The 13,561-nt window shown below is 43.3% G+C and carries 10 protein-coding genes; all 10 read right to left on the bottom strand.

The window, feature by feature from the left end; translation table 11 throughout:
* Window positions 1-28 precede the first annotated feature (28 nt).
* The 10 genes from J1C81_RS03060 to gndA all read right to left on the bottom strand — a co-directional run bounded on the left by J1C81_RS03060 (window position 29) and on the right by gndA (window position 13,458).
* Window positions 29-3,130, bottom strand: coding sequence for a DEAD/DEAH box helicase (locus J1C81_RS03060; protein WP_002914525.1), 3,102 nt, complete (start codon window positions 3,128-3,130; stop codon window positions 29-31).
* A 127-nt stretch (window positions 3,131-3,257) separates the two neighbouring features.
* Window positions 3,258-4,568: a ribosome biogenesis GTPase Der gene (gene der / locus J1C81_RS03055; RefSeq protein ID WP_002914524.1), complete on the bottom strand. Its 1,311-nt coding sequence runs from the start codon at window positions 4,566-4,568 to the stop codon at window positions 3,258-3,260.
* Between the two features lie 42 nt (window positions 4,569-4,610).
* Window positions 4,611-5,327 (bottom strand): NADPH-dependent oxidoreductase, encoded by a 717-nt coding sequence (locus J1C81_RS03050; protein ID WP_002914523.1) that lies wholly within the window; start codon window positions 5,325-5,327, stop codon window positions 4,611-4,613.
* Window positions 5,324-6,223: a primosomal protein DnaI gene (gene dnaI, locus J1C81_RS03045; RefSeq protein ID WP_002913163.1), complete on the bottom strand. Its 900-nt coding sequence runs from the start codon at window positions 6,221-6,223 to the stop codon at window positions 5,324-5,326. The genes J1C81_RS03050 and dnaI overlap by 4 nt, the downstream gene beginning before the upstream one ends.
* Window positions 6,224-7,378: a DnaD domain protein gene (locus J1C81_RS03040; protein ID WP_002914522.1), complete on the bottom strand. Its 1,155-nt coding sequence runs from the start codon at window positions 7,376-7,378 to the stop codon at window positions 6,224-6,226.
* Window positions 7,379-7,852, bottom strand: a complete 474-nt coding sequence (gene nrdR / locus J1C81_RS03035) for a transcriptional regulator NrdR (protein WP_002894570.1) — start codon at window positions 7,850-7,852, stop codon at window positions 7,379-7,381.
* 170 nt (window positions 7,853-8,022) lie between these two features.
* On the bottom strand, window positions 8,023-8,838 hold the full coding sequence (locus J1C81_RS03030; protein WP_002914521.1) for an endonuclease/exonuclease/phosphatase family protein: 816 nt from the start codon (window positions 8,836-8,838) through the stop codon (window positions 8,023-8,025).
* Window positions 8,839-8,855: 17 nt separating this feature from the next.
* Window positions 8,856-11,048: a PTS transporter subunit IIBC gene (locus J1C81_RS03025; protein ID WP_002914520.1), complete on the bottom strand. Its 2,193-nt coding sequence runs from the start codon at window positions 11,046-11,048 to the stop codon at window positions 8,856-8,858.
* Window positions 11,049-11,334: 286 nt separating this feature from the next.
* The gene (locus tag J1C81_RS03020; RefSeq protein ID WP_002914519.1) at window positions 11,335-12,024 is read right to left on the bottom strand and encodes a response regulator transcription factor; all 690 of its coding nucleotides are present in this window, start codon (window positions 12,022-12,024) and stop codon (window positions 11,335-11,337) included.
* Between the two features lie 9 nt (window positions 12,025-12,033).
* Window positions 12,034-13,458, bottom strand: coding sequence for an NADP-dependent phosphogluconate dehydrogenase (gene gndA / locus J1C81_RS03015; RefSeq protein WP_002905853.1), 1,425 nt, complete (start codon window positions 13,456-13,458; stop codon window positions 12,034-12,036).
* Window positions 13,459-13,561 lie beyond the last annotated feature (103 nt).

Raw genomic sequence — 13,561 nt, 5'->3', positions numbered from 1 at the left:
TTATAAACTATTCAGGCTATTTTTCAAGCTATTCTGCCGAAATTCCCAGAATTTCTCGAATTTCCTCCACAGAGAGACTGGATTTGGCTTCTGCTCCGTCCAGAATAGTCGAAACCAGATTGCGCTTGCTCTCCTGCAGCTCCTGTATCTTCTCCTCAATCGTACCCCGCGTAATCATCCGATAGACTTCGACATTGCGCTCCTGACCGATACGGTGGGCACGGCCTATGGCCTGGGCTTCAACCGCTGGATTCCACCAGAGGTCAACCAAGATAACTGTGTCAGCACCAGTCAGATTGAGACCGACACCTCCAGCCTTGAGGGAGATCAGAAAGGCTGAACGCTGGCCGTCATTGAAGGCAGTTGTCATGTCCTGACGCTCCTTGGCTGGAGTAGAGCCTGTAATCTTAAAGGACTCCATGCCCATCTTGTCCAGCTCACTCTCGATAATATCCAGCATACCACGAAATTGTGAAAATATGAGGACACGACGATTACCATCTTGTATCTGTTCAAGTAATTCCCGCAAACTTTCCAGCTTACCGCTCTCGCCCTCGTAATCTTCCATAAACAGCTTCGGAGTATCACAGATCTGACGGAGGCGCATAAGACCTGACAGAATCTCTATCTTGCTGCGGTTGATTTCATCTTCTGTCGCATGGATAATTCTGTCCTGCATTTGTTTGAGCAGAGCCAGATAGATAGTCTTCTGACTATCTGCCAATTCATTGCGATAAGCAACTTCAATCAAATCAGGCAATTCCTGCAACACATCTTCTTTCTTGCGCCGCATGACAAATGGTTTGATATAGCGAGCGACTTTCTCAGCCGGCAGTTTTAAAAATTCCTTTTTGCTCGGCAAAAGTCCTGGCATGACAATCTGGAAAATAGACCAAAGTTCTCCCAGATTATTCTCAATCGGCGTCCCAGAAAGGGCATAGGTATGCTCCACTTCAAAATCCCGCAAATACTGGGCAATCTTGGTCTGGTCATTCTTCATCACCTGAGCCTCATCCAAAATCAGATACTGGAAGTGGTTATCCTTGTATTCTTCCACATCCTGCCTGAAAGAAGCATAGCTAGTAATGGTAATCTGATGTTTCTCCGCAATCAGCTCATCACGAACATTTTTCAGACCATACACCACTGCCACATCCAAATGCGGAGCAAATTTAGCAAACTCATCGCTCCAGTTGTAAATCAGGCTGGATGGCGCCAAGATTAAGACTTTCTTAGAATCATCTATACACGAACTCAGAAAAGAAATCGTCTGCAGGGTCTTTCCTAGCCCCATATCGTCAGCCAAGATGCCACCGAAGCCATACTTATCAAGCATGGATAGCCACTTGACACCCGTCTCTTGGTAATCCCGAAGGTCAGCCTTGACTTGCAGCTGGGGAAGAGGGAATTCCTCAGGGTGAGTCAGGTCAAAGGCCAGCTGCTGTACATCTTTTGAAAACTGTACCCTATCCTTGCCCTTAAAAAACTCTGCCAGTTGATAAGCTGCCAGACTGCTGGTCTGAATGAAGCCATTTTTAGTCCGCTTACTCCGCAGCTGCTGCAAAGTCCGACTCATCTCCTTGGTCTCTTCATCGAAAATCAAGACTTGCCCAGACTTACTGATAAAGAAGTCCTGCTCCTTAAAGAGCGAATCAAGAACTGCGTCAATCTCTGACTGCGCAATGCCAGCAAAATCAAAACTAATATCTAAAAGACCACCATTAAGTTGAACTGAAACATCTGGCTTTGTAGAAGCTCCTATCTCCTGCAATTGATCAGATAACCAAACCTTACCCAATTTTCTAAATGACGGAATAACTTCAGAAAAGAAATGATAAATCTCCTCCGATTTCAGAGGTAACCGTCGACTGACAAAATTGTCAGAAAAACCATTAGATAGCATCGTTTTAAAAATGTCTTGCTCATGATTAAAATCACTAGCATAAGGTAATTTTTCTAGTTCTTCTCTACTCCTTATCTTTCTATCCTCAAATTCAAAAAGGAGTGTTAAAACGATTTCCCGATTTTCCGCTATGTCAAAACTAAAGTGAGGCGTAAATTCGTGTATCATTAGTGATTTCGGTGCTACAACTCGACCTACTTCACTAAACATGGACAAACTGCTTGCTAGTTTAGCTTTATCAGCCCCATCAAACTGCAAATGCTTTTCCCCGTCTTGGGCTATAGGTAAATCTCTTAATGCTTTTATTAAAATGATTTGTTTATGATTTAATTGGTAAAGGGTATTGCCAGATAAAATATACTGACCATCATATAACATTTTATAGTTCTTTTCTGAAACCGTTAATTCAAAGTAATCGGCATTTTCTTCAACCTTAAACTGATAAATCCCAGCATCCTCATGAAAATCCTGAAACATAACTTCTCTATAACTATAGAAGCCACATTCCAACTGGAATGAAGTGAGATTCATTAATAGATTGACGCCTTCTTCAAATAGACTTGCAGGAAAAAATAAATTACGTCCTGTATTTGGAAAAATTAAATTGGATTCTTTTCCTTGGCAATCCTTTACTAACCCCTGTAAAAAAATGAGGAGTTCCTGACTAGCCTCATCAAATTCTTCAAAGCTAATTGATTCATAATAGCTTTTTCCAATTTGATAATATCCTTTTTTTACCATGGTCCTCAAAAAAGATAAAATATCTCGAATGACATAAGAACGTTCATCTGGCAAACGCGAAATTCTCAGAGTCCAAAGAATATGTCCAAGGTAATCATCTTCTTGACCAAAAGCAGATAATTCATATCGAATATCCTCTTTAGATTTTTCAGAAAAGATTTTATCTAGAAATAAACTTCCGAAAGATACTAATTTTTGTGTTTCCTGCTGTGAAGTTTCTTTTTTCTCCATATTTTCCAAAAAAGTCTTACCATCTATATCATTTTTTAGAAAATATTCTAAACCAGCTAAATGAGCACAGTATTTTTTCTTTTTAAAAAAATCGCAGGAACAAAAAATAGCATCATCATTTAAACTATACCGTAAATTTTGTTCATCAATCCGAGTGTATAAAAAAGAATCCTTGGCTTCTATAATTTCAATTTTTCCAGCTTCGGCTAAGTTTATTCCTTCTGTCCGAATCTTACCAGGAATTAATTTTGCCATAATTACCACCTTACATTTATCTCACCATTATACCATACTTTCGACATAAAAAAAGAAAAGCAAGCTCTTATGCTTACTTTCATTTTTACATATAAACGTATGTTTGTCAAATTGCTGTTTTCAAACTCTACTTCCGCTTCCTTGCAATCAAGTGAATTGGGGTCCCTTCAAAGACAAAAGCCTTGCGGATTTGATTTTCCAAGAAACGCAGATAAGAGAAGTGCATGAGTTCTTCTTCATTGACAAAGATGACAAAAGTTGGCGGTTTGGTCACTACCTGAGTCGCATAAAAAATCTTGAGACGCTTGCCCTTGTCAGTCGGTGTCGGATTAATCGCGATAGCATCCATGATAACGTCATTAAGCACTGCTGACGGAATACGCGTGTTTTGGCTTTGACTAATCTGCTTAATCATGTCCGGCAGCTTATGGAGACGCTGCTTGGTCAGGGCAGAAACAAAGATAATTGGCGCATAAGACAAATACTGGAACTGGTCTCGGATATCTTCTTCCCAGTCTTTCATGGTATGGTTGTCTTTTTCCAGTGTGTCCCACTTATTAACAACGATAACAATACCTTTTCCTGCTTCATGGGCAAAGCCAGCAATTCGCTTGTCGTACTCACGAATTCCTTCTTCAGCATTCAGCACCATCAAAACGACATCTGAGCGGTCAATAGCCCGCATGGCCCGCATGACAGAGTATTTCTCCGTATTTTCATAGACCTTGCCTGACTTGCGCATACCAGCCGTGTCAATCATGGTAAATTCCTGACCTTCACTGTCGGTAAAGACCGTATCAATAGCGTCACGCGTTGTACCAGCCACTGGACTAGCAATGACTCGGTCTTCCCCCAAGATGGCATTGATCAAGCTAGACTTGCCGACATTAGGACGGCCAATCAGACTAAACTTAATCATATCAGGATTTTTGACCACTTCTTCATTTGGCAAATTTTCAACGATTGCATCAAGAACATCTCCTGTACCAATCCCATGGACTGAGGAAACTGGGAATGGATCACCCAAGCCCAGCGCATAGAAATCAAAAATCTCATTGCGCATTTCAGGATTATCCACCTTATTGACCGCTAAAATAATCGGCTTATGGGTCTTGTAGAGCATGCGAGCCACATACTCGTCCGCATCTGTAATACCTTCCTTGCCAGACACGACAAAAACGATAACATCTGCTTCGTCCATGGCGATCTCAGCTTGGTGTTTGATTTGCTCCATAAAAGGCGCGTCAACATCGTCAATTCCGCCCGTATCAATAATGCTAAATTTACGGTTGAGCCAGCTTGCTGTCGCATAGATTCGATCGCGGGTCACCCCTTCGACATCTTCCACAATGGAAATCCGCTCACCGGCAATCCGATTGAAGAGCGTTGACTTGCCGACATTGGGACGGCCGACAATGGCAATAGTTGGTAAGGCCATGTTTTTCCTCTTTCATTCTTTAGGACAGAGCCAAACTCCGCCCTATTTTTCTAATTTCTTTTCTTTGAATAGTTGATCGATAGCTTGATTAGGCTCCTGACCAAATTGAGCAGCTAGGCGCTGACTCCAGGTTTCCTTAGCCCGCTCGCCTGCATATTCAGTCTGTACTCGGTCATAAGCTTGAATAGTGAAACGATCCTGCTCACGATATTCTTCCTCAAAGACCACTGCTTCATAAGGCAGCCGCGGTTTGACTGCATGGTTCTGGTTGGGAGTTCCCAGAGCAATCCCAAAGACTGGATAAGTGTAGTCCGGTAGCTTAAAAAGCTCTGCTATTTGACTGGCAGCATATCGAACCAGTCCAATGATTACTCCGCCATAACCCAAACTTTCAGCTGCTAACAGGGTATTTTGTCCAGCTAAAGCAGCATCTACTGAGCTAATCAGGAGATTCTCCGGCCCCTCAGGATAAAAGTCTTCCGTATGCATGTGAACGCCCTTTTGAGCACGATTGAGGTCGCCAACAAAAAGCAGGAAGGCCGAAGACTGCCGAATGGCTTCTTGGGGCACCAAGTCAAAGAGGGCTTCTTTTTTCTCTTTGCTTCGCACTACAATGATCGAATAGGACTGAAAATTCTTCCAGCTGGACGCAGCCCGACCCGCATTAATGATGGCACGTAATTCCTTATCCGAAATCTGCTCCTCCGAAAAGCGGCGAACAGACGTGTGAGCATTCATCAAGTTAATTGTTTCATTCATCGGCGGTTCTCTCCTTCTAGGCGTACCTCCTGAGCCAGAAACTTAATCCGCTCCATAACCCGCTTGGCCTGCCAAGTCTCATCGCCATTCTTAGAGCTGGCAAAGTGACGCTCTAAATCCGCAAAACTAAAGTTAGAAGTAAAGAAAGTTGGCAGATTTTCCTGCATACGGTGCTGGAGAATGACCTGCAAAATCTCATCGCGCATCCAAGGACTGGACTGCTCTGCACCAATATCGTCCAAAATCAGCACTTGAGCTGTCTTGACTTGGTCGATCTTCTCCTTGACCAAGCCGGAACTGATCGCATTCTTAACATCCAAAACAAAGCTTGGATAGTGAAGGAGTGTCGTTGAAACACTGCGTTTTTCTGACAAATCATGCGCCAGAGCAGCCATCATGTAGCTTTTTCCGACTCCAAAATCCCCGTAGAGATAAACAGCCTTCTGATAATTCGGAAACTCAGCAACGAAGTTGGTCAAAAGTTCAAAAGCCTTGTAGCGGCCAACATCGTCCAGATCCACCTGAGCCAGACTAGCCTCCTTGAGACTGGCTGGTAGACTGATGAGATTGAGACGGCTTCTAATGGCCTCCTGTCTCTCCTGCTCAATCAACTCTGGCGTCTCTTCATAGGCAACATCCGCATAGCCTTCATTCTTCACCAAGATTGGCTTATAACCCTTGGCAATATAGGTCTCATCCCCCAGCAAAAAGCGGTTACGCTCCGTAATATACTGGTTAAACTTGGAGACACTGCGCTGAATCTCAGCTTGGGTCAGCTTTTCCTGCTGGATAAAGGCTGCCACATCTGGATCGGCCATAATCTGCTTAACCAGCTCCTGATAGTCAAACTGCCGCACCCTATTCATATGAGGCATATTCTGTCCTATTTTCTCCATTTATTCGCCTCCTCCTTCAAGTTTGGCTAAGAGCCGACGTTTCTGCTCTTCTAGCTCGGCCTGCTTCTCTGCGCTCGTTTCATTTTTATAATCTGGCTGACTCCAGTCAGGTACGTTGCTTTTGGTAGAGCCTTGTCCAGATTTAGCTGGACGGTTCTGGGGCTGCTGGTTGCGCTCACGGATTCTCAAGACTGCTTCCTCAGCTGTCGTCACCTTTTGATAAGAAAAATCATTGGCTACCTTGAGGGCATACTTTTCATTGAGATTGGCTGAATCCACCTTATTAAAGGTCAAGAGCAAGATTACGTTGATAACCTCGTCCAAAAGGCCTAATTCAGCTAAATCTAGCAAAAGCTTTCTCTCTGTCCTCGTAATAGCAGCCTGACGGGTTTTTTTGATTTCTGCCAGGAAAACCATTGGCGATGTTCGTTTCGCTTCTTGGATAATAGACTGCTCTTGCTTAGAAAACTGACCTTCTGCTGGCTTCTGAGCTAACTTTTGCTTCATCCGCTTGGTCGAAATAACCTGAGAAACAGCAGTTTCTCTAGCCAAAACGTAGGTCTCATACCAAGTCCACTTCTTCTGCTCAGCAATTGCAAACAATTCTAATAAATCTTCCTTTTCATTGGCAAAGCGAAGATTGTCCTGAGCCATCCGTTGCTTGAAATACTCCAAGTCAAAATCATTGGCTTTTCGCACTGCCCTTGCTTGCTCAGCTTCCATACCAAACACCTGCATAAAAGGCTTGACCAATTTCTCTCCGCTAGGATTTTCTGGTCGCAGGGCTTCTGCAGCAACTTCTCCGATTTTCTTTTCCAAGAGCCGACTGTACACATTATGGCTGAAAAATTCCTCCGCCGTTAAGGTCGGGTGGAGTTGAACCAGATAGTGGTCATCTGTTTGATAAAGATCTACTAGCTTAATCGCCGCTAAACTCTCAAAACTTTCTTCTAAAATATTAAGTCCAAAATCTAAATGATTGAGAATCTGACTGAAGAGGTGCTGCTTTTGCCCATTATCCCCAAAAGACAGCAGATAAAGATAAAGTGCTATCGCTTCTCTCCCTAAAATCGGCAAATAGAGCTTGGTCAAGACAGCAATATCTGGGCTGACTGCATTATTGCGCAAGAAAGAAAACTGATGGTTTGGTTTCATTTATTTGTCCTTTTTCTTCTTGGACCCCTTGGTAATCTGCTTGAGCAGGCTTTCCAGCTCGCCCACATCCTTGAAACTCCGGTAAACACTGGCGAAACGAACGTAGGTGATTTCATCCAGCTCTGCCAGTTCATCCATGACTAAGGATCCAATATACTCACTATTGATTTCATTGTCGCTCTGACTGCGGACCTTTTGCTCAATTCGGTTGACAATCTCCTCTATTTCGTCACTAGATACTGGCCGCTTTTGAGCGGAGCGAATAATACCGTTAAAAATCTTATCCCGAGAAAATTGCTCACGCGTCCCGTCCTTTTTGACAACCACTAGGGTTCTCTCTTCGACGCGCTCGTATGTCGTAAAGCGGTGTTGACATTCCTCACACTCACGGCGGCGACGGATTGTATTCCCATCTTCTGCCTGTCTGCTATCAACCACACTTGATTTATTCCCACCACATTTCGGACAACGCATACCATTTCCTCCTAGAATCCTAATACTTCATTATAACACGTTTTCAAGAATAACAAAAGACAGCCGTTTGGGGTGTAATATTTCACCATTTTGCCCTAAAAATATGTTTATCAAAAAGAAAAAGAGAGGCAAATCTGTTGCATTCTCAGTCTTGCCTCATTTTTTTACTATTATAAAGTCACTTGCACTTCTAAACCAAAGTGGTCACTGACAACAGGGGTTTCTTTCCCGTCAAAGACAACAGCGGAACGCTCAACGTCCATCCCTTTACTAGTGAAAACATAATCTATCTTCAGAGCATGCTTATTATCATCCCAGCCTGCAATAGTACCTTCTACTGTCGCCTCTCCGATAGCTTCTCTCGCAACGGCATGACTATCCTGCAGCTTCAGCGGACTGGCTAAGATAGTCTGGTAGCCTTGCTGGCCGACTGGATTGTTGAAGTCACCCATGAGGACCAGAGGACTTTCTACTTTTAGCAGCTCTGCTTCAAGCTTAGCCCATTCCCCCTGAAAACCTTTGTCCCACCAAGACAGATGACAGGAGGTAATTGTCAGCAATTGACCTTCTACCTCAGTCTCAGCTAGCAAGACCTTACGAGTATGATAATCCCTAGGATCATTAACCTCTGATACCAGAACTTCTCTAGGAGTCAGTGGTTTTCTGGACAAGATTGCTACTCCTTCGTTATAAATATCAAACCCAATATGATTATAGGCCCAAGACCAATGATAGTCCAATCCTGCTTCAGCCAATTTTTCTACCAGACATAGAGCAAAATGGTCTTGATGGATCTCAATTGCGCCCTCAACCGCCTGATAGAAAGGAGCCTGAACAACCTGTTCAGACTCCGTTAATTGATTGACTTCCTGCAGGCAAATGACATCATATTTTTCTTGAAGAATGCGTTCTGCAAGCTGATTAAGCTTGGTTTCTTGCTCTTCTTCCATCCAACTATGAGTATTTAATGTCAGGAATTTTGCCATGATTTCTCTTTTCTATATTACAATTCAACCTTAGCAACAACTGTCTTAGCAGATGATTGACCAAGTTTTTCTACTGTCACAGACTTGATAGCTGCTGCATTTGTGAAGACTACGATTGTTGAAGTTTCACGTCCTGCTTCCTTGATTGCTTCCAAGTCAGCCGTTACAAGTAGATCTCCAGCTGCAACTTTTTGTCCTTCTGAAACATGAACTTCGAATGGCTTACCTTCAAGGCTAACAGTTTCCAAACCAATGTGTACCAAGACTTCTAGGCCGTTATCTGTCACAAGACCAATAGCATGCTTGCTAGGGAAGACGCTGGTTACTGTACCAGCAACTGGTGAATAAATCTTACCATTTTCTGGCTCAACTGCAAATCCATCACCCATCATTTTTTGTGAGAATACTGGATCTTTAACATCTGCCAAGTCAATGACTTGACCGTCTGCAACAGTTTCAACTTCCTCAGTCACACCTTTGTAAGTAACTTCGGCAGCTGCTGATTCTGCTTTTTGGCTAGGAAGTGTTTCAGGAATCACTTCACCAGAATCCAACAAGTCTTGAATATCAGATTTGAGAACGTCAGCTTTTGGTCCGTAGATAGCTTGAACACCTTGGCCTTTCATAACCAAGCCCATAGCGCCTTCAGCTTTCCACTGCTCTTCTGTTCCAACTTTTTCAGCATCTTTGACAGTCACACGCAGACGAGTCATACATGCATCTACATCTACGATATTAGCGCGACCGCCCAGAAGGTTGATAACATTTACTGCTTGAGATGCTTCAGCAACTTTACCACCAGTTGACTCTGATGAAGAAGCTTCATCTGAACCATCTGCTGTTTCATAGTTACCGTTACGTCCTGGAGTTGCATAGTTGAACTTCTTGATCATGAAGTTAGAAATGAGGTACATCACAACACCAAAGAGGATAGTTACCCAGATGAAGTTGATGATATCCATTCCCAAGCCAGCATTGATGGCCATAGGAGTACGGGTCAAGAATTCGATAGAACCGAATGAGTGCACACGAAGGTTAACGATGTCAGCCATTGCAAACGCAGCACCTTGTACAAATGCATAAATGATATACAGTGGTGTTGCAACAAACATGAACATGTACTCGATTGGTTCAGTAACCCCTGTCAAGAAGGTTGCCAAAGCAGTCGCAATCATCATACCTTTGTATTTGTGCTTCTTGTCAGTATCCACGTTGTGATAGATAGCTGCCGCTACCCCCATAAGGATACCGAATGAACCAATCATCTGACCAACTTTAAAGCGAGCTGGATGAACTGTATCAAGCAAGTGTTGGTAAGTAGAAGGATCAGCTGATTTCGTACCAACCAAGTCAGTTACCCAAGCCAACCACAGTGGATCTTGACCAGCTACAGTTGTTCCCGCACCAGAACCAGTAATAACGTGATAAACACCACCTAGTTCTGTGTAGTTCATTGGGATGGTCAACATGTGGTGCAAACCAAATGGAAGCAAGAGACGTTCCAAAGTACCATAGATGAATGGTGCCAAAACTGGTGCAGTATCTTGTGAGTTAGCAATCCAAATACCAAAGCTGTTGATACCTGATTGAACAACTGGCCATACGAATGACAAAACAATTGCTACGATTACTGAGCGCAAGATAACAACGAAAGGTACAAAACGCTTACCATTGAAGAATGACAAGGCATCTGGCAATTTACGGAAATTATAGTATTTGTTATAAGCTGTCGCTCCGACAAAACCAGCGATAATTCCGACAAAGACACCCATGTTCAGAGCTGGTGACTCTAGAACGCTGATGAAATAATCAGAAACCTTAATAGATGCACCAAACATTGTTTTAACTACAGCTGCCTTATCTGAGAGCATATCGCTGGTAACGCCAAACATAACACCAGTAATACGGTTAATCAGGATAAAGGACAGACCTGCTGCGAAGGCACCGCCTGCGCGTTCTTTTGCCCAGCTTCCACCAATAGCCAAAGCAAAGAGGATATGCAGGTTACCGATAACCCCCCAACCAATCTGCTCTAAAACACCACCGGTAGTGACTAAAACACCTAGATTTGGATTAATCATCGGGATAGACTTACCGATACTAATCATCAGTCCTGCTGCCGGCATAACAGCAACGACCACCATCAAAGCTTTACCGAATTTTTGCCAAAATTCAAAGCTAAAAATGTTCTTGAATGAATCTTTCATCATTCAGACCTCCTTATATTTTTTGCAAACCACTCCTTTTTGTGAAATCGTTTGCATATCGATACATCTATTATAGCACGATTTTTTATTTTGTAAAGGCTTTTATAAAAAAATTTTCTCTTTTTTTGCACCTAAAATACTGTATTTTCTCTTCAAGAGTTACATTTTTGCTATATTTCAACGAAAACGATTGCATAGAATAACCAGAAAGTCCGCATTATTTCTCCTATCAATACTGTAACAAGCGCAAAAAAACTCCGTCTCTCAAGGAGAACAGAGTTTTGATTTTTTATTCTTGCATGGCATAACCAACACCGCGAACGGTTTTGATATAGCTTGGCTGCCCTTCCACATCAATTTTACTGCGCAAATAACGAATATAAACATCTACAACATTGGTCTCGGTTGCACTCTCGTACTTCCAGACACGCTCCAGCAGCTGCTCACGGCTCATGACCTTATTGCTGCCCATCAGGGTCACAAGCAGATCGTACTCCCGCCGCGTCAGCGCAATGACTTCCTCACCGCGGTAAACCGTATGATTTTTAATATCCACTCGCAGATTGCGGTAAGAGGTCGGAATTTTCAAGAGGCTGCAGTGCTGGTCGATAAAGTCGCGCCCGCGGAAAATGACGGAGACACGCTCCACTAAGTCACTGATAATGAAAGGCTTGACCACGTAGGAAACGGCAAAATGCTGGATTGCCTCCTGCTGCTCCGCGATCTCTTCGCGACTAGCCAAAACGATAATGACGGACGCTGGCTTAATCAAGCTCAGCTGCTTAGCAAAATCGCTGGCAGTCATATCTTGAAGATCATAATTGAGCAAGAGCAAGTCATAATCCACATCTTTAGCCAGAGCCAGTCCCTCTTGACCAGTCTCAGCTAAATCTACAAGAAAGCTTTCCTTTTGCAGTTCCAAACTCACAAATCGGGCAAGATTTTTTTCATTTTCTACTAGTAAAATTCGCTTTGCCATAGGCCTATCCTATTTTTCGTCGTACCAAGAATAGTGGTAGGTACCTTCTTTGTCTTTACGGTTGTATGTATGAGCACCAAAGTAATCACGCTGCGCCTGAATCAGATTCGCTGGCAGATTTTCGGCACGGTAGCTATCAAAGTAAGCAATGGCACTGGAGAAGGTTGGTACTGGTACACCTGCTTGCACAGCCAAGCTGACAACATCACGAACTGCCTGCTGATACTTAGCCGTAATATCCATGAAGTATTCATCTAAGAGTAGGTTTGCAAGGTCAGCATCACGTCCATAAGCATCTGTAATCTTTTGCAAGAAGCGAGCACGGATAATACAGCCAGCACGCCAGATAGAAGCAATCTCACCGAATGGCAGGTTCCAGTTGTTTTCCTTAGAAGCTACACGCAACTGAGCAAAACCTTGGGCATAAGACATGATTTTTGAGAAGTAAAGAGCTTGGCGGATCTTTTCAATCAGCTCTGCCTTGTCTCCTTCAAAGGTGAATGCAGCTGGTTTTGGTAATACCTTGCTAGCAGCCACACGCTCATCTTTATAGGTAGAAATGTAACGCGCAAAGACTGACTCAGTAATCAATGGCAGTGGCACACCTAAATCCAGAGAAGATTGACTGGTCCACTTACCAGTTCCTTTATTACCAGCCGCATCCAGAATGTAGTCAACGATTGGGCCAGCTTGACCTTCATCGTCCTTGCGTGTCAAGATATCCGCTGTAATCTCAATCAGATAGCTGTCTAGCTCGCCTTTATTCCACTCTGTGAAGATGTCCGCCATTTCACTAGCCGAAAGTCCCAGCAAGTGCTGCATCAAGTCATAACTCTCAGCGATAAGCTGCATATCTCCATATTCAATCCCGTTATGGACCATTTTTACATAGTGACCAGCGCCATCAGGACCGATATAGGTCACACACGGCGCACCGTCTTCAGGAGCTTTGGCAGAGATTTCTTCCAAGACATCCGCTACCAACTCATAAGCTTCTTTTTGACCACCCGGCATAATAGATGGCCCTTCCAATGCACCCTTTTCACCACCGGAAACACCTGTACCGATGAAGTTGATACCAGAGTTAGCCAACTCTTCATTACGGCGAATAGTATCCTTGTAGAAAGTATTCCCACCGTCAATCAGGATATCACCCTTATCCAAGTGAGGAAGTAAGGCCTGAATAGTCGCATCTGTACCAGGACCAGCTTGAACCATCAGCATAATCCGACGTGGTTTTTCAATAGAGTTTACAAAAGACTCCACATCATAGCTTGGCACAAAGTTTTTCTCAGGATGAGAAGCAACGACGTCCTCTGTCTTATTTGCTGAGCGGTTATAGATGGCAACTGTATAGCCACGAGATTCGATATTTAGGGCAAGGTTACGGCCCATAACAGCCATACCAACAACACCAAAATTTGCTTTAGTCATTATGTTCTCCTATAGTTTGTTTGTCTTATTTTATCATTTTTAAGGCTTAAAAGAAAGTATTAAGTCGGTGACGGATTGTGAGGGAGGGTGAATAGAAAAACCA

Origin of the sequence: Streptococcus sanguinis (assembly GCF_050225395.1) — a bacterium.
Classification (GTDB): Bacteria; Bacillota; Bacilli; order Lactobacillales; family Streptococcaceae; genus Streptococcus.
Note: the sequence above shows the minus strand (reverse complement) of the source record. Positions and strands in the feature narration are given on the sequence as shown.